18 protein-coding genes are annotated in these 18,452 nt (G+C 44.2%); 16 read left to right on the plus strand and 2 right to left on the minus strand.

The features are described 5' to 3' along the window. Positions 1-3: 3 nt before the first annotated feature. Positions 4-1,146, minus strand: a complete 1,143-nt coding sequence (locus C0J08_RS12170) for a succinylglutamate desuccinylase/aspartoacylase family protein (RefSeq protein WP_212652235.1) — start codon at positions 1,144-1,146, stop codon at positions 4-6. A 177-nt stretch (positions 1,147-1,323) separates the two neighbouring features. Here C0J08_RS12170 and C0J08_RS12175 point away from each other — a divergent pair, with 177 nt between their 5' ends. The 5 genes from C0J08_RS12175 (at position 1,324) to C0J08_RS12195 (ending at position 6,012) form a co-directional block, all read left to right on the plus strand. Beyond that, positions 1,324-2,547, plus strand: coding sequence for an ABC transporter substrate-binding protein (locus C0J08_RS12175; RefSeq protein ID WP_212652236.1), 1,224 nt, complete (start codon positions 1,324-1,326; stop codon positions 2,545-2,547). Positions 2,548-2,654: 107 nt separating this feature from the next. Further along, entirely contained in the window at positions 2,655-4,391 is a 1,737-nt protein-coding gene (locus C0J08_RS12180; protein ID WP_212652237.1) for an ABC transporter permease, read from the plus strand. Continuing rightward, entirely contained in the window at positions 4,379-5,017 is a 639-nt protein-coding gene (locus C0J08_RS12185; RefSeq protein ID WP_212652238.1) for an ATP-binding cassette domain-containing protein, read from the plus strand. Before C0J08_RS12180 ends, C0J08_RS12185 begins: the two co-directional genes overlap by 13 nt. Before the next feature lie 63 nt (positions 5,018-5,080). After that, complete coding sequence (locus C0J08_RS12190; protein ID WP_212652239.1) at positions 5,081-5,563, plus strand: DUF2867 domain-containing protein; 483 nt, start codon at positions 5,081-5,083, stop codon at positions 5,561-5,563. Positions 5,564-5,571: 8 nt separating this feature from the next. Next, a complete protein-coding gene (locus tag C0J08_RS12195; protein WP_212652240.1) occupies positions 5,572-6,012 on the plus strand; it encodes a GNAT family N-acetyltransferase in 441 nt (146 codons plus the stop codon). A gap of 212 nt (positions 6,013-6,224) precedes the next feature. Here the strand turns inward: C0J08_RS12195 and C0J08_RS12200 are convergent, their stop codons facing one another. Beyond that, positions 6,225-6,824, minus strand: coding sequence for a hypothetical protein (locus C0J08_RS12200; RefSeq protein WP_212652241.1), 600 nt, complete (start codon positions 6,822-6,824; stop codon positions 6,225-6,227). Positions 6,825-7,136: 312 nt separating this feature from the next. Between C0J08_RS12200 and C0J08_RS12205 the strand changes: the two genes are divergently transcribed. The 11 genes from C0J08_RS12205 (at position 7,137) to C0J08_RS12255 (ending at position 18,334) form a co-directional block, all read left to right on the plus strand. Beyond that, the gene (locus C0J08_RS12205) at positions 7,137-7,619 is read left to right on the plus strand and encodes a DUF2867 domain-containing protein (protein WP_212652242.1); all 483 of its coding nucleotides are present in this window, start codon (positions 7,137-7,139) and stop codon (positions 7,617-7,619) included. Positions 7,620-7,737: 118 nt separating this feature from the next. Beyond that, positions 7,738-8,088 carry a hypothetical protein gene (locus tag C0J08_RS12210; protein WP_212652243.1) on the plus strand — a complete coding sequence of 117 codons (351 nt, stop codon included), beginning with the start codon at positions 7,738-7,740 and terminating at the stop codon, positions 8,086-8,088. A 43-nt stretch (positions 8,089-8,131) separates the two neighbouring features. Then, positions 8,132-8,545, plus strand: a complete 414-nt coding sequence (locus C0J08_RS12215; protein ID WP_212652244.1) for a lysozyme inhibitor LprI family protein — start codon at positions 8,132-8,134, stop codon at positions 8,543-8,545. Then, positions 8,538-9,074 carry a nucleotidyltransferase family protein gene (locus C0J08_RS12220; protein ID WP_212652245.1) on the plus strand — a complete coding sequence of 179 codons (537 nt, stop codon included), beginning with the start codon at positions 8,538-8,540 and terminating at the stop codon, positions 9,072-9,074. The genes C0J08_RS12215 and C0J08_RS12220 overlap by 8 nt, the downstream gene beginning before the upstream one ends. A 162-nt stretch (positions 9,075-9,236) precedes the next feature. Next, complete coding sequence (locus tag C0J08_RS12225) at positions 9,237-9,722, plus strand: acyl-CoA thioesterase (RefSeq protein WP_212652246.1); 486 nt, start codon at positions 9,237-9,239, stop codon at positions 9,720-9,722. 156 nt (positions 9,723-9,878) lie between these two features. Then, positions 9,879-10,574, plus strand: a complete 696-nt coding sequence (locus C0J08_RS12230) for a DUF4336 domain-containing protein (RefSeq protein WP_212652247.1) — start codon at positions 9,879-9,881, stop codon at positions 10,572-10,574. Between the two features lie 523 nt (positions 10,575-11,097). Beyond that, complete coding sequence (gene doeB2, locus C0J08_RS12235) at positions 11,098-12,282, plus strand: N(2)-acetyl-L-2,4-diaminobutanoate deacetylase DoeB2 (protein ID WP_212652248.1); 1,185 nt, start codon at positions 11,098-11,100, stop codon at positions 12,280-12,282. A gap of 54 nt (positions 12,283-12,336) precedes the next feature. After that, positions 12,337-13,596, plus strand: coding sequence for an aspartate aminotransferase family protein (locus C0J08_RS12240; RefSeq protein WP_212652249.1), 1,260 nt, complete (start codon positions 12,337-12,339; stop codon positions 13,594-13,596). Next, positions 13,593-14,870 carry an ectoine hydrolase gene (gene doeA / locus C0J08_RS12245; protein WP_212652250.1) on the plus strand — a complete coding sequence of 426 codons (1,278 nt, stop codon included), beginning with the start codon at positions 13,593-13,595 and terminating at the stop codon, positions 14,868-14,870. Before C0J08_RS12240 ends, doeA begins: the two co-directional genes overlap by 4 nt. Before the next feature lie 12 nt (positions 14,871-14,882). Then, positions 14,883-16,274, plus strand: a complete 1,392-nt coding sequence (locus tag C0J08_RS12250) for an NAD-dependent succinate-semialdehyde dehydrogenase (protein WP_212652251.1) — start codon at positions 14,883-14,885, stop codon at positions 16,272-16,274. Between the two features lie 332 nt (positions 16,275-16,606). Continuing rightward, entirely contained in the window at positions 16,607-18,334 is a 1,728-nt protein-coding gene (locus tag C0J08_RS12255; RefSeq protein ID WP_212652252.1) for an ArnT family glycosyltransferase, read from the plus strand. The last annotated feature ends 118 nt before the right edge of the window (positions 18,335-18,452 follow it).

Below are 18,452 nucleotides of genomic sequence, written 5' to 3' on the forward strand. Positions count from 1 at the left end.
GCGCTAGTCTTCAAATAGATGGCCAATTTCACGAAACGCAAGATGTTCTCTACCGGCGATTTTAGCAATGGATTCGCCACATACCACCAAACGGCGCTGGACACGGGCGAAAAACACCCCATTGGTACGTGCAATCAGTGGGTAACTGGACGTTTCCACATCGTCGTCCATTAGATTCACCACTTCGCCAATCACCTGCCCTGTTTCCACTTCTTCACCAATCTCAATGTGATAGCAGGCAATACCAGCGCACGGTGCCTTAACTAAATCCATCGCATCCAGCGGGTAATATTCAACGTTACTGTCATCAATGGCAGGCGCTTTTCCAGCAATCACTTCTCGCAAAACAAGGTAATCAAACAAGGCTTGCGCGTCCTGCTCGGCAAACGCGTTGGAAATGTCATTTTCGCCGCGCAATTCTACCGTTAAAGAGCGACTTCCCCAAGGAATCAAATGGGCATAATGGGCTTTTAAATCACGCCAAACACTCACATTGGTTTCATCAAAAGACGCGGCGCCCGTTTCCAGTTCAGACAAACCAACCTTAGCGCCTAACAAAGCCAATAGAGGCTTAAAATGACTTTCAAATTCTTGCGCGACATAGGCGTGCATGCTGGCTTCCCCAGAACAATGCAGGTCGATGATTTCATCCGCATCCATAGACAAGGCCAACAAGGTTTTCTTCATTCCTTGCAGTTCTGTGGTCTCAGGCAACAAGGCCAGTTCGTCGTGTATGGCTTGGCGAACCAGATCGATATTGCTTTCAATATCTCCCGTCACATCGCCCTTGATACGTTTTTCTACTTTTGCGCCTAACTGCGGCCAATTGCGATTAAAATTACCGCCCCCGTCAGAAAACGCAAAGCGACCAGGAATATAACCGTGAAAGTTTTGCGCCAAGCCAATTGGATTCGCCACAGGCACAATGACTATCTCACCTTGAATCAGCCCGGCTTCGTCGGCTTTCTTCAGTTTTCTCAGCAAGGTGTTAAGCACCAAAAAACCCGGCCACTCATCCGCGTGCAAGCCCGCTTGAAAATACACTTTAGGTCGTGCACCCGCTTCACCAAAATGATGCGCTTTTAGAATACGCTGCGTACCGGGTGTCGCGCTCGGTAAGACATGAGAGTAAATTTGGTAAGACATAACACCTCGAAAAAAGCCGTAAAACATTCGTCCAATTTGAACTTGCAACATGGTACGCTAAAACCGATTCTTAATAAAAAACAATTCCTTAAATAAAAAGGTGTAAGAAACGTAGCCGCGTTTACGTCTAAGCTTTCACACAGGTTAAAAACAAATAAAGACTATCAGGAGAAAGGAATGAAAAAATCGTTTGTTGCCGCTTCCATCGCGGCCTCACTAGCCCTATCAAGCATGGCGACTGTCGCGGCATCTGACCAAGACAATGCCAGTGTATGGCAAAAAACACTGCAACAAGCCAAAGGCCAGACTGTGTACTTCAACGCGTGGGGCGGAGCCGACAACATTAACGATTACATTCAGTGGGCCGCTGATCGCATTCAAGACAAATACGATGTCACCCTTAAACAAGTGAAATTGACTGATACATCGGATGCGGTAAACCGCGTATTGGCAGAAAAAACCGCAGGCAAAAACAGCGAGGGTTCCATCGATCTGATCTGGATCAACGGTGAAAACTTCCGCGCCATGAAAGACAACAATCTGCTCTTCGGGCCGTTTAGCCAGTCGTTACCTAACTATCAAGCATTCGTCGATGAAAACGCCCGCCAAAGTCTAACCCAAGATTTCGGTACTCCTGTCGATGGCATGGAATCCCCTTGGGGCATGGCGCAAGTCATCTTTATGTACGACACCGCGACCTTGGACAATCCGCCCAAGTCCATTGCCAAACTGCTCACTTATGCCAAAGCCCATCCTGGCCGAATCACCTATCCTGAGCCACCGCAGTTCCTTGGCTCCACCTTTTTGAAACAAGCTTTATACGAGTTAACACCGTACCGCAAAGCCTTGTCGCAACCAGTCGACACAGTGGATTTTGAAAAAATTACCGCGCCACTGTGGGACTACTTAGATCAGCTGCATAAAGTGGCATGGCGCAATGGACAAACATTTCCATCTAGCTCGGCCGAAATGGTTCGCTTACTGGATGACCAAGAAATCGACATTGCTTTGAGTTTTGATATCTCATCTGCTTCTGTGCAAATCGACAAAGGCAACTTGCCAGACACCGTGCGCTCTTATGTCTTCACTGGCGGCACCATTGGCAACACACACTTTTTAGCGATTCCTTATAACAGTAGCGCCAAAGCCGGTGCCAAAGTGGTGGCGAATTTTATGTTGTCGCCAGAAGCGCAAATCAAAAAGCAAACCCCAACGGTGTGGGGAGATTTGAGTGTGCTGTCTTACGCCAAGCTCCCTGCTGATGAGCAAGCCAAGTTTGACGCCTTGCCACGTGGTATCGCCACGTTGAGCATTGAGGAACTGGGTAAAACCTTGCCTGAACCTCATAGCAGCTGGATGGGCGCGTTAGAAGCGGAGTGGCGTAAGCGTTACGCTCAGTAATGACACGACGACTACGCTTGCCAACACTTTGTTAACAATAGCGTCAAAGTGCTCATGACGTAGTGTGAAATCAATACACGCAAACAAACTGCTAAATAAGAAGTAAGATGCCGATAAAACACGCTAAATGGATCACGGGAGTCATTTCTCTTTTGTTGATCGTCCCCATTATCATTGGCTTGGTCGGCACCTTGCTTCCCGCGTTTGCCTACTTTCCACCACTGGATGAATACCATTTCTCCCTCACACCTTGGCGCGATTTGTTTGCCCAAGGTGAATTCTACGCCAGTTTAAAACTCACATTGATAACAGGCATTGGCGCGCCATTACTGGCTCTTTGGTTGGCAATGTCATTATTGGCTTGGGGTTACCAACGGCCATTTTTTCGTAAAATTGAAGCTGTGCTCGCGCCCATTCTTGCTATTCCTCATGCAGCCATTGCCATTGGTTTGTTGTTCTTATTAAGCCCTTCAGGTTGGTTGATGCGGCTCTTTAGTCCTTGGCTCACTGGCTTTGATCGCCCGCCCAATTGGATTACGGTGCAAGATCCGCTGGGCGTATCGCTGATTCTGGCGCTGGTTATCAAAGAAATGCCTTATCTGTTATTTGTCATGCTGGCGACGATGAAAAGCATCAAGGCACGAGAAAGCCTGCAAGTCGGCCAAGCATTGGGATACAGTCGTTTCACCTTGTGGCGCAAGGTGCTCATTCCTCAACTCTACCCTATCATCCGATTGCCGATTTTTATTGTCATCGCCTTTAGTTTGACCGTCGTGGATTTGGCCTTGGTGATTGGCCCGAACACGCCATCGACTCTCGCGGTCACCTTATTGCGCTGGTTCAACGATCCCGATTTATCCATGCGATTAATGGCGAACGCTGGGGCCATTTTCCTAATGTTGGTGATTGTCGTCGTGCTAGGCGGCTGGGAAGTGGCGCACTTATTGTTTAGTCGATTAACACGTGCTGAACGCAGCAATGGCAAGCGTGCGGGTCTTACTGACTTCGCGCTTCGAATGGGTGTCATGCTCGGGTTGCTGGCTTTAATTAATGCGTTTGTTGCTCTGCTTGTACTGCCGATTTGGTCACTTACTCGACGCTGGCGCTTTCCCGATGCGCTGCCCAGTCAATGGACATGGGACAATATCGAACGCGCCACGCCGCTGTTGATGGAACTCACAAGCAACACGCTCATTATTGCGCTGATAGCCACGCTGCTGGCTTGTGTCATCAGTCTTGTGATGTTGGAAACCAAACGACATAAGATGACACATTCAGTCCAGAGCGACACGCCCCATTTATTTGATTGGCTGATTTACGTGCCCATTCTATTGCCGCAAATTGGTTTTTTGTTTGGCCTGCATGTGTTGCTGATTTATCTGAATCTCAATGGCGACCTACGGGCCATTATTGCCCTGCATCTCATGTATGTTTTGCCTTATGTGTATCTGACCCTAAAAGGCCCCTATTTAGCGTATCAAGAGGAATACTTGCAGCAAGCCAATCGGCTCAACCATCGTCCTTGGCGCAACTATCTTGTGGTCAAAATCGCCATGCTGAAACCCGCTATTTTCACCGCCTTTGCCATTGGTTTTTCTGTCAGTATCGCCCAATATTTGCCTACGCTCATTGCGGGTGAAGGCCGTTACAACACGTTAACAACCGAAGCCGTTGCCCAAGCTGCATCGGGCGATAGAAAGCAAGTGGGCAGCATGGCCATGTTGCAAGCCTTCTTTCCCATCATGGTGTTTTGGCTCGCACAATTTATTCCACCGCGCTGGACTAGGTGGCGCTTGGTATTAAAAACTTTGTTTAGCAGAAGGAAGACATCGTGCTCCGTGTAAACGCATTTTCCTTATCCTTGGGTGATAAAACGCTCATTGACGAGTTAAGTTTCGAAATCGCCAATGGTCAGGTTTTGTCTATCATGGGCCCAAGCGGCATTGGCAAATCCAGCCTACTGCATTTTTTAAGCGGTTCCTTATCGCCTAATTTGCACACCAAAGGCGAGGCTTTTTTAAATGGCGAAGACTTGCTGTCAAAATCCATTCAGGATCGAAAAGTTGGCTTATTGCAGCAAATGCCCTTGCTGTTCCCGCATATGAGCATCATTGAAAACCTCATGTTCGCTATTCCTGCTGACATCCATAAGCAAGAACGTACCCACATGGCGCTAAACGCCTTGGAAAAACTCGGCATTCCAGACAAAGCCAATGCCCTGCCAAACGAACTGTCTGGCGGTCAGCAGGCTCGTGTTGCCTTACTGCGAACCCTGCTTTCCAAACCGGATTATTTACTATTGGACGAACCCTTCAGCAAACTTGATCCAGCACTAAGACGAGACGTTCGAACTTTTGTACTCAGTGAAATACAAAAAGCCAACATCCCTGCGCTGCTGGTGACCCATGACCCAGAAGATGCCAAGGCCATGGAAGGGGAATGTTTGACGCTGGAACCTCTGATTAAATAGTGCTTTAGCGTTGCGCAATAAACAGGCTACACTGTCTGCAATAGTAAAACTGGATGATTCACTATGGGCAAAGTAATAGAAGCAACACTTCCTCACACTAGTCTCCTCACTGACCGTATTCAGCAGTCAGACTTCGTCGATTGCTATGCTGTTGAATCACAGCTTTCCCCTCGCGAAGCGGCGAATATTATTGCGGACTTTCCAGACTGGGCGAGTTTCTTGGTTAAAATTCGCAATGCCGTTGTGACCAAATTCGGCCTATTGGAAGATGTACCCGACGCTTCTGATAAAGTTGGCTTTTTTCCAGTTGAGTCTGAAACCGATCAAGAATTAATCGCTGGATTTAATGATAAACATTTAGACTTTAGAATCTCTGTCATATCTAAAGATGGTCGAGTGTTTTTATCGACATGGGTGCATCCACACAATATTGGCGGCAAAATTTACCTTAACACTATTCTCCCATTTCATATTTTGATCGTTCGTAATGCATTGGCTAGAGTTCATGCCATGAATCATGAGATAAAAACCGATTCTCTGGGGTAAATACCGCGATGCCAATGAAGTTACATCCTATCCTGCCAGAAGAATATGACCTCAGGTTTGCTATCATTAAAGACGCTATTTTTGAGCATGTTGATGCTGTCTTTGGCTGGGACGATGATTTTCAGCACCAAAGGTTGAATGAGGAATACGATCCGACTTGGTTTCATTGGATTTACCACGAAGAGCAAAGAGTCGGTTTATTTTGCTTTAAACCTTATGATGACTCTTACCATGTGCATTTTTTAGTGATTTTGCCCAATTTTCAAGGTCAAGGGCTAGGCAGAAACACGATGGACTATCTTCATCAACTCGCTCAAGCAGAACAACGAAAGTCGATCACCTTATCAAGCTTTAGTCGCAATGAAAAAGCCTTAGCTTTTTATAAAAGATTGGGGTACGAAATAACCCATGTCGAGAAAGATTTCTATTCACTGTCTCGATATTATTAACATCGACTAGATAGTTAGAAGAAAACTAATCAGCCAGTTTACAAGGAGAAAACTATGTCTGAACTCAAAAGTCAAAGACCCAATTCTACGCTAACCTCCTTGAAATTAATAAATATAACTCAGTTTTCGTTTAAAATTCCGCCAATAGATTAGCAGCAAGAAATAGATTTATAGGGTAGCGAGTTGCACTCCCTACAAAATCCCAATTATTTCTATAGTGAGTAAATTAACTTTAGAGAATACAGATCTACAGTTAGATCACTTCCAAAATATGTATCACTCGTACTAGTGTTAATGTCAAAAGAAGATTTACTATAACTTGTAGATGAGCGATACATATATTGAGCTTCAATAGAGAGATTTTCGAAATGATATCCAACACCTATTGGAATTTGAATACCACTTATAGTGTCATTAATACCATTACCAGTAAATGACCAACTATCAGAAAAATAACCAATCCCAGAATAGTAATAAACGGCATTTTTATCTGTAAAATGACGTCCAATTAAAATATTTACATCGACACCACTAACATTAATATATTCACCACCAAAGCTACATGACGTACCCGAAGGCTGGGTACACATGTCATCTTTTATCAAGCGGTATGAGCCTTCAATCAAAACATTGTCGTTAAATACATATCTTGCATCTAATAGCGGGGTATTAATGGAATCTTCGTAATCTCCAATTGAATAGCTATCTACTGTCTTAAACAGAGAGTACCCAATACCAAACTGAAAATTCGACTGTGCAATTGAGCTTGTTGAGATCAAAACCATTGCTGGAAATAAGGCTTTTTTATACATTACACATACATCCTGTAGAAATTTGATAAATTAATAAAAAAATAACATATTTTACTGAAATTACGAATGTTTTTTTACTGACTTAAATAAATTTCACATAAGAAAAACACTTTAAATTATTACACCTCCAATAAGTCAATTATTGACTGAAATAAAAATGCATCTTCTGCGCTGCTGGTGACCCATGACCCAGAAGATGCCAAGGCCATGGAAGGGGAATGTTTGACGCTGGAACCTCTGATTAAATAGTGCTTTAGCGTTGCGCAATAAACAGGCTACACTGTCTGCAATAGTAAAACTGGATGATTCACTATGGGCAAAGTAATAGAAGCAACACTTCCTCACTCTAGCCAGCTCACTGACCGTATTCAGCAGTCAGACTTCGTCGATTGCTATGCTGTTGAATCACAGCTTTCCCCTCGCCAAGCGGCGAATATTATTGCGGACTTTCCAGACTGGGCGCGTTTCTTGGTTAAAATTCGCAATGCCGTTGTGACCAAATTCGGCCTATTGGAAGATGTACCCGACGCTTCTGATAAAGTTGGCTTTTTTCCAGTTGAGTCTGAAACCGATCAAGAATTAATCGCTGGATTTAATGATAAACATTTAGACTTTAGAATCTCGGTCATATCTAAAGATGGTCGAGTATTTTTATCGACATGGGTGCATCCACACAATATTGGCGGCAGAATTTACCTTAACACCATTCTCCCCTTTCACATTTTGATCGTTCGTAATGCATTGGCTCGAGTTCATGCCGTGAATAATGAGATAAAAACCGATCCTCTAGGGTAAATACCGCGATGCCAATGACGTTACATCCTATCCTGCCAGAAGAATATGACCTCAGGTTTGCTATCATCGACTAGAGAGTTAAAAGAAAACTAATCAGCCAGTTTACAAGGAGAAAACTATGTCTGAACTCAAAAATGAACAGGCCATCGCGGAAAAATTCCTTAAAGAAATGTTGGAAGCCGATGACACAGGAAACTATGAGTTATTTGTTAAGCATTACGAAGAGAAGGATTTAGTCGGCTTTTCACCAGAACGTTTTGAGCAAGATATCAAACATATGCAAGCTAGCAACGGTAGGAACTTAGGTTACGAGTATTTTGGCTCTTTAAAAGGATATCGAGACGATAATCATGACGGTTGCTTTCGCTTTGTCTGGAAAGGTATTTACGAAAAACGCGAAGCACTTATCACCATTGGTATCCACCATAAAAACGGTACTTGGTATATTAACGAATCCAGAGTTCACTAATAGGCACCAAGGAAGATCACAGCACCCATATAGGACGATGTTTATGAAGTACATCCTTTTGCTTGCCGCTATTTTCTCGCTTTCGGTATCGGCCTCTGAGCCAACGTTAGACTGCGAGAATGCCATTACCACCTTGGATATTAATCAATGCTCCGCCATCAAACTGAAGGCGGCCAATACCGAAATGCTAACGTACCTAGAAAAAAGCTACCAACATCACGATGATGATCCAACGCTCATAAAAGCGATCAAAGTCGCCCAGAAAGATTGGCAAAACTACATGGAGTCCCATTGTGATTCGGTCTACACCCAGTGGCGAGATGGCACTATCCGCGGTGTGATGGCGATTTCCTGTAAAACCAAACTCACAAAACAAAGAACGCATGAGATCTGGCAAAACTTTTTAACTTATATGGACAGCACGCCACCCGTCTTGCCTGAGCCAAAAGATGAATAAAATCATTCAGCTGATTGAAAAAGATCAAGTTCGCATAACAGCACTAGAATGCGTCAATTCTCTAAGATTACCTCAGTGCTATATCGCGGCAGGATTTGTTAGAAATCTGGTCTGGGATTCTTTACACAATAAACAGATACCAACTGCATTAAACGATGTGGACGTAATCTACTATGACGCTAACGAAAGCAACGAGAATGCCTATCTAAAGTATGAATCACAGTTATCATCTCTAATGCCCGATCTGAATTGGCAAGTTCGTAATCAAGCAAAAATGCACTTGAGAAACGGTGATGACCCTTATTTAAACTTGATCGATGCAATGAGCTACTGGCCTGAAAAAGAAACTGCGGTAGCGATTCGTAAACTCGATAATCACGACTATGAATGCGTATCAGCCTTCGGTTTTGATACGCTATTTGACTTAAAGGTGAGCCACAACCCTAGGCGCACAAAAGCAGTATTTGAGGACCGATTAACATCAAAGCAGTGGCTTGATCGGTGGCCAAAACTCATTATTATTTCTTAGCATATCTCCTCCGCCACGCAAATCATGTCCCCCCTCTTACTCACAAGCAAATTTGTTAGTATTGTTGGCTTTTTTTGTTCTAGTTTTCCTAAAAAAAGCCATTAGCATACAAAAACGACTTACCCAGTCGGTTTACTAATAAATACAAGAAAGGAACTCAGGATGAGCTTAATTTTTCGCATAATCATGCTATTGATCGCCTCAAAATTCAAACCACGATTACCCATTATGTATCCTAAAAACACCCTGACATTACGAGTACTCCCTAACGATTTAGACATCAATTTACACATGAATAATGGTCGCTATTTGACCATCTGTGATTTATCGAGAATTGATATGTTTATTCGTACTGGCTTGGCGAGAACCATGCAAAAAGAAGGTTGGTTTCCTGTTATTGCCGAGCACACAATGAAATACAAACGCTCTCTAAAACCATTCCAAAAATACCGAGTCACAATGGAAATCACAGGATGGGACGATAAGCGATTCTTCATGGTACATACTTTTTGCGTGGGTGATAGAGTCATGGCAGAAGGCACTTCCCAAGGCTGTATCATTAGTAAAACTGGAACCATTCCCCCTGATGACGTTATAAAAACAGTAACCGATAGACTCAAAGTCAAACAACACCGACACAATAACTGATGCCATCTAAACAAAGCTTTTAGTATTTTGAGACTGTTCAAGTTTTAAACTTTTTTTCACATTCCTTAGCTATTGACCACATAATTCATGTGGTATTTTAGTGGCGTGTGAAAACAACGAGTTACTCATCTACTACTTGTTTTGATAAGGATAATCATGAAGACGTTACAACAAATTGGAGACAATATTTGGATCCATGATGGTGCCACTGTTTCTTGGTACACCATGCCCTACACCACTAGAATGACCGTTATTCGCTTAAATTCTGGGGAGATATGGATTCATTCACCAGCAAAAATCAGTGATGAGCTCATCAAGGATGTGAACGAACTGGGCAAGGTATCTTACCTTGTCTCTCCGAATAAAATTCATCATCTGTTTATGCAAGAATGGATGACACAATACCCTGAAGCGAAATCCTACGCACCGCCAGGGTTAGAAGAAAAGCGTCCAGACTTAGACTTTGATAGCGCCTTGCAAAATTCACCTGAATTGGCGTGGCAAGAAGAAATAGACCAATTGATTTTTAAAGGCAGCAAGGTCATGGAGGAAGTGATTTTTTTCCATAAAGAATCAAAGACATTGATTGTCACTGATCTGATTGAAAACTTTCACCCGAATCACTTCAAAGGCATTAAGAAGTTGCTAGCCCAAATGACTGGCATCGTAAGCCCAAATGGCAAAATGCCCATCGATTGGCGAATGACTTTTATTGGGCGAAAAGAAGTAGCAAGAGACTGCCTACAAACCATGATCAATTGGCAGCCAGACAGAATCATTCTTGCTCATGGAGAATGGATTCAGAAAAACGCCGTCAGTTTTTTAAAAAAATCCTTTCACTGGTTACAGTAAACCTCATTATTTTGGCGCTATATTTTTATATGGCGCCAAAACATTTTTAGCCAATCTATTTATCCAGCCATAAAATACATTCACACTAATATTTTTAAATTAAAAATACCTCATTAACAATAATTAACTTTGAGAACAAATAAATAACCACAAACACCATTAGACCTCTAAATTTAAATAGTAAAAAACTTATATAACTAATCATTAGAGATAAACAGAACCAATTTTCAATAAAACGCTTAATTTTAGGGCGTTTACGCGCATTTTTGGCGCACAAAAAGACACTAACACTCTTGGCAGAAATGTGAATTTTTAATATTTTTTTAACTTTTTACTTATTGCTCTATGTGTTTGTTTTGAGCGTTTTTTTTGACTTTATTTGGTTTAAATTTATTAAAAAATGGATAAAACGTTAACATTATTTTAATTCCCACCACTTGCAACCCTGTCATTATTTAATTACTACTGTAGTAAGCCATTTAAATCGCAGGCGATTTATTCCAATATATTTCAGGGAGGTATTATGCAGAGTTTATGGCAAGACAATATTATCTTTGCTGAAAACTTGCGTAAGCAATTGCATGCTCATCCCGAGCTAAGCTGGCAAGAAAGAAATACGGCTCAACTCGTGCGTAGCCAACTGGATGCGATGGATATCCCATGGCGTGCTTGTGCCGATACTGGCACGATCGCGTGGTTAAACAAAGAGGCTAAAGGCACAGCAATCGCTTTACGCGGTGACATGGATGCCCTACCCATTGACGAGCAAACAGGGAAAGAGTGGCAATCCGTCAACCAAGGCTGTATGCACGCTTGCGGCCACGATGGCCACACCGCCACCTTGCTCGCAACAGCACGATGGTTAAAGCAATTTGAAGCGGACCTTCCTCAACCCGTGGTATTGATTTTCCAGCCTGCGGAAGAAGGATTTCATGGTGCCCGTGAAATGATCAAGGATGGGGCATTAGATAACGTTGGTGCAATTTATGGTTGGCACAACTGGCCAGCTCTCCCCTACGGTACTCTGGCCTGCCCAGATGATATTGTCATGTGCGGCAACGGTACTTTTACGATCGAATTTACAGGTCGCGGTGGTCACGCTAGCCAGCCGGAATTGTGCGCAGATCCCATTCTTGCGGCCAGCGCCGTGAATCTGGCGTTACAACAGATCGTCAGTCGACGCATTGCCCCACAAGCCACTGCCGTCATCAGTGTCACACAAATACACGGCGGAACGGCACCCACCGTGATTCCAGAAACCGCGACGTTAAGCGGCAGCATTCGTGTACCTGATGAGTCAACACGTCAAAACATTAATCAGCACATTACCGAAGTAGCGACGCAAACGGCCGCCGCGTATGGCGTGGAATGCGTTGTAGAACATGATATGCGTTATCAAGCCACCATCAATCATAAAGACCAAGCTGCCCATGCACGCCATGTTTGGCAATCACTTTATGGCGATCAGGCTCTCGAACATGGACAAGCCCTTCCTATCATGGCCTCGGAAGACTTTAGCTACTATCTCCAAGCCATTCCCGGCGCTTTTGCTCTGATAGGCAGTGATGACGGCGAGGGGCACAACGTGGCTTGCCACAGTCCACATTACGATTTCAATGACCGATTGATTGCCGATGTCTGCCGATGGTTTTGCCAACTTGCTGGCCTTGCCGATCAATCACTACCCAAGCACTCACTACAAGAGTAACAACCCAAAAACACTAACCAGCAATCTTTACCAATAAGATTGATAGGAGACGTTATGACTATTTTCGAACAACGAGAATCCAACATTCGAGCGTACGCTCGCACGTACCCAACGGTTTTTGTTACGGCAAAAAACGCTCGTCAGACCGATGAAAGTGGCAAAGAATACATCGACTTCTTCGCTGGCGCTGGGGTACTGAACTTTGGTCACAATAACCCAAAAATGAAAGACGCCATGATCGACTACATGCAAAAAGATGGCGTACTCCATAGCTTGGACATGCAAACCCAAGCAAAAGCCCATTTCATGCAAAAATTCACCGATGTCATTCTAAAACCGAGAAACATGCCTCATCGCATGCAATTCATGGGACCCACTGGCACTAACGCCGTCGAAGCCGCGATGAAGCTGGCACGCAAAGCAACCGGAAGACATAACATTGTTGCCTTTAGCCAAGGCTTCCACGGTATGACGCTGGGCGCACTGGCTGCAACCGCAAACGAATATTTCCGACAAGCGTCTGGTGTTCCACTACTGCACGTTAGTCACGAATTGTTTGATCAAGAGCACGACCATGCGTCCTCACTAGCGGCATTAGATACCTTGGCAAGCCAATACCGTGACCCTTCAAGCGGTATCAAGCCACCTGCCGCCTTCATGGTCGAAACCATCCAAGCAGAAGGTGGCGTCAACGTTGCCAGCAAAGAATGGATGCAGAAACTAGAGAAAATCGCCAAAGAATTTGGCTCTGTGTTGATCGTCGACGACATTCAAGTGGGCTGCGGCCGCACGGGCTCGTATTTCAGCTTTGATGACATGGGCATCCAACCGGACATTATTACCCTAGCCAAAGGTATTGGTGGCGCAGGTACGCCCATGGCAATGAACTTGGTACACCCTGACTTAGACAAGCACTGGTCGCCCGGTGAGCACACTGGCACTTTCCGAGGACAAAACTTGTCCTTCGTCGCAGGTGAAGTGGCCTTAGATTACTTTGAAGATGACAAACTCATGTCTGAAGTCTCAGAAAAAGTAAAAGCCGTACGCGATGCACTGGAACCTTTAGTGAGCGAAAAAAGCGCCAAAGAACTACGCGGTAAAGGCTTGATTCTTGGCTTAGACATGGGCAGTGGCGAAGTCGCAGCGAAAGTGGTGCAACGCTGTTTCCAAAAAGGTTTGATGTTAGGCGCATGCGGTAGCGGTGGTCGAGTATTGAAGATCATTCCACCTTTGACTATTCCAGAAGCCGATTTAGCGGAAGGCTTGGATATTCTGAAAAGCGCAGTACGTTTTGTAATGGAGAAAGCAGCATGATTGAACGTGATGATATGACATTTACTTTCGCTGAATATCAGCGCCGTTTAGATGAGTTGCGTGCTCGGATTGCCGAGCGTCGGCTGGACGCTATTGTGATTACCGATCCAGAGAACATTGCCTATTTAACCGATTACCAAACAACGGGCTATTCCTTCTTTCAGGCGTTGGTGATTCCGCTCGAAAAAGAACCTTTCATGATCACTCGAGCACTGGAGGAATCCAATATTTTCGCTCGAACATGGGTGGAATTAACCCGCCCCTACCCAGATACGGGTGATGCGATCCAAATGTTGGTGGATGCACTGCGCGAGTTTGGTTTGGCGGATAAACGCATTGGTTATGAGCGCAATAGCTACTTCTTCCCGGCTTATCAACAGGATTGCATTCATACCACACTGAAAAACGCGAAGTTGATGGACTGTTTCGGCATTGTGGAAGAAGGTCGGATCTGTAAATCTCAAGAAGAAATCATGGTCATGCGCCGCGCTGCGCTTGCGACTGAAGCGGGCATGAAAGCAGGCATAGAAGCCTGTCATCCGGGCATCACAGAAAACGAAATTGGTGCAGAAATCGCGGCCGCCATGTTTCGCGCTGGTGGCGAAACCCCAGCCGTTATGCCCTATGTCACTTCTGGCCCACGAACCATGATTGGCCACGCGACGTTTGAAGGACGCAAAGTCCAAGCGGGCGAACATGTGTTCTTAGAAGTCGGCGGCTGTTATCGACGCTACCATACCGCCATGATGCGCACCGTGATTCTAGGCGAATTGTCCGATGCCATGTATCAGTCCCAAGAAATCATGAAGCGTGCGCTCAATGAAATCCATCGCGTAGTCCAACCGGGCATGACCGTGTCAGACGTGGATAACATGGTACGAAACATCATCATGGACAACCAAGTAGGCGCCAGTTTAATTACTCGCTCAGGTTATTCTATTGGTATCGCCTTTCCACCCAGCTGGGACGAAGGCTACATTATCAGTTTAAAACAAGGCAATTCTGCCGTGCTAAAACCGGGCATGACCTTTCATATGATCCCATGGATGTGGGGCATCGAAGGTGATAAAACCTGTGGTATTTCTGATACTATCGAAATTACCGAAGATGGTTGCCGTTCTTTCTTTACTTTGGATCGAGACTTCACTGTAAAGGCCGCAGCAATGGAAGCTCAAGAAAGCAACACCATAGATCTGTCGAGCACGGCACCTGTTAAAGAAAACACCAAGAAAACGAAATCGAACACCAAGCAAGCCGAAAAAGCGGCAAGCTAACAGGAGGTGACAATGTTAACAGCAGCCAAGTTAGAAAGTGCGACATTAGACAGTGTGAACCCTACAACAGGCGAAGCGCTACCTTCTTATGTCGCGCTCACACTCGATGAAGCACAAACTGTCATCGATAAAGTCGCCAATGGCTTCTTTGAATGGAAAAAACAAAGTTTTGCGAAACGTGCCGCATTCCTAAAAGCGGTTGCCATTTCACTGCGGGATAACAAACACGAACTGGCGGATTTAATGGCGCTGGAAATGGGCAAACCCATCAAAGAAGGTGTGGCGGAAGTCGAGAAAAGTGCATGGTGTGCCGAATATTATGCGGATAACGGTGAGGCCTTCCTAACGCCAGAAACCCTAGAGTCGGATGCCAGCCACAGCTATGTGCAGTACCCTCCGCTTGGCACGGTTTTGGGCATTTTGCCTTGGAATGCCCCTGTCTGGTTGGCTTTACGCTTTTTGGCGCCCGCTTTGATGGCGGGCAATACTTGTGTATTAAAGGCCGATCCGAATGTCCCTGCGACAGCAAACAAACTGGTTGAATGTTTTTATCACGCGGGGATTCCTGAAAATGTGGTGGCGAACTTAGCCGTGGCCAATTCGGTCGCCAGTAAAATGATCGACCACCCAAAAGTCAAAGCGGTTTCTTTTACCGGCTCAAGTAAAGCGGGACAATTTATTGCATCACAAGCGGCCGCTGGGTTAAAACCGGCGGTATTGGAATTGGGCGGTTCTGACCCTTGCATTCTGATGGCCGATGCGGATCTAGAAAAAGCGCTGGATATTATCACCCTCTCGCGCATGATTAATGCGGGTCAATCCTGCATTGCCGTGAAACGTTTATTCGTCGAAAAGTCTATTTATAGCGAAGTTTGTGACGGACTGAGAGAACGCTTTAGCAAGCTAAAATGCGGTGACCCAAGAGATCAAAGCAATAACCTTGGTCCATTAGCAAGGGAAGACCTACGCGATCAGTTACATCATCAAGTGTGCCAAAGCATTGATGCTGGAGCCCGCTGTTTAACCGGTGGCGACCTACCTTCTCGTTCTGGCTTCTTTTATCCTCCAACCCTGTTGGTCGATGTAAAACCGGGCATGGCCGTGTTTGAAGAAGAAACCTTTGGCCCTGTACTCAGCGTGACGCCGATTGACGCCATTGATGATGCATTGGAACTGGCTAACGACACCGAATATGGACTCGGTGCCAGTATTTGGACTCAAAGCCAAACCGACATTGATCAAGCGGTTGAAACACTGCAATCCGGTCAAATCGCCGTCAATGGCATCGTTAAAAGTGACCCAAGATTGCCATCGGGTGGCATTGGGAAATCAGGCTATGGCCGTGAACTTGGCCCACAAGGCATACGCGAATTTGTGAATGTTCAACAAGTCTGGATCGCTTAAAAATCTACTTAGTAATCTCCCTCTCAAGAGCCTCAATCGAGGCTCTATTTTATCCTGCTGATAAAACCACTGCCTGCCTCTACTAAAAAACTAATTCATTCATCTCTTTATGATCTCTATGTAATCTGTTTGAATAAAGGAATAAAAGTGCAAGAAAATAAGCAAGGTATTCTGTTCAATTCACTTTTTTTATACAGAATAAATAATAATATTGAGAAGTTAACTCAATAAATTTTTTTCTAAAAAATTGTCACATAACCTAGAAAATGTCTCTAAAGGTTCACAAAGAATTCATATTCTAACCAGCTATTCATTTATTTTTGGAGTTCAAATTGCGTGATGTCAATTTAATAAAGTGGTATGCCTCTGCTCCTTGGAAAATAATTTTACTGATTTCTATTGCCTTGGTTGTCTTCAGCGGGTTATTCAACCACGATGTCTGGACGCCTGATGAACCCCGTGTAGCGGCCATCGTGAAAAATATGTACCTTTCTGGTAATTTTATTATTCCCCAATTTGCAGACATTCCCTTCGTTGAAAAGCCTCCATTATTTTTTATCTTTGCTGTTTCTCTAATGCACTTAACGGGCTTAGATCCAGTGATGGCAGGACGACTAGGCCTTGCAGTATTCTGTTTGGGTTCTTTAGCGGTTACCTTTCGTCTAGCATGTCTGATCAGAAACCGAGAATACGCTTGGGTCAGCCTTGGCGTGCTAGCAACATTAGAAGGTTTTATCGTAAATTTTCATTGGTTACGTGTTGATGCTGCACTGGTGTTTACTTCTATTGCGGCTATTTGGGCCTTTGCCGAAGCCTATCTCAATTTAAAGATGCGCTATCTGTTATTAGCTGGGGCATTAACTGGACTTGCTTTTTTAAGCAAAGGCCCTATTGCGATTGCTATTTGCATCGCACCGGCTTGGTTAGCGCTTTTTATGCGCTATGTGTATTTAAGAAAGCATGAAAACACTTATCAATCCCCACCTTGGAAAACGGTTGCTCTTTATCATTTTACCGCTCTGCTCATCATGTGTTTGGTGATTGGTGCTTGGGTCTACCCTTTTTATCTGCAGGCGTCGCCTGAACTTTGGCATGCTTGGTTCTGGGAAAATCAAGTGGGTCGCATGACAGGAGCATCGACAGGAACATTAGGTCATAATCATCAAGGCGAGCCATTTTTTTATGTCAGTGGTATTTTTGAATACAGCTTTCCTTGGATAATATTTTTAGCTATCAGCTTAATTATTTCGGCAAAAAAACTGATCACACGATCTCATATACATTGGGTCGAAGCATTTCTATTTTTCTGGTTTATATTTGCCGTAGTGATTTTATCTTATTCATCTACCAAACGTTCTATGTATCTAGCACCTTTGACGCCTTTGTTTGCATTATTAGCAGCAGATGTCGCAATGAAAATACAAGGAAGCTGGGTAACTTGGTATCGGCGTCTTTGCTTAACCATAATGCTATTACTTCTAGCCATCTTTGCGGTAACACCTTTATGGGTTAAGCATTTGCCAAGCGATAAAATTCCAACAGCTCTGATGGAATGGCTCAGCACCTGGCAAATGACCGCACTTTGGGTCATATTGGCCATTGCCCTGATGATAAAAGTAGAAGCTACTCGTTGGCCTAACTGGACAAAATTGGCCCTCATTACCAGTTTATTTTTTACTGCTAATTTTTATCATCTGTTTGTCGCTATAGACATTGCCAAAGATATGAAAAAAGACCTACATACACTCGTGCAACAAATTCCGGATGAAAAACGCGCTCGCACTGCAGGCATTCGATTTACAGAAACCATGTCTTCCATCTTTTATCTTTATGAAGAGTGGCCCGTTCCATTAGTCGATAAAGAGCGTGCAAAACGCATTCTAGAAGGCAAAGATAAAGACTATGAATATTTACTTATTGACCGAAACAACACGTTACAAGAACCATTAAGCTATATTGGTTTGTCCAATGATATACCTTATGAAGTACTGGTCATTGGCCATCCTCGTAGTGATAAAGTCAAAGATGCCGTATTTTGGCTAAAGGGAAGTGTTAACTAAAACAGCTATTTTCCGATTTGAGAAAAGGGTCGAGAGGACTCCATAACCTTTTATTAAGCGTATCGAAATGAGCAGATAAAAGGCTATGGAGAAAATAAGGCACATACACGAGCCCTAT

The organism is Marinomonas sp. CT5 (genome assembly GCF_018336975.1).
In the GTDB taxonomy this organism is placed as follows: Bacteria; Pseudomonadota; Gammaproteobacteria; order Pseudomonadales; family Marinomonadaceae; genus Marinomonas.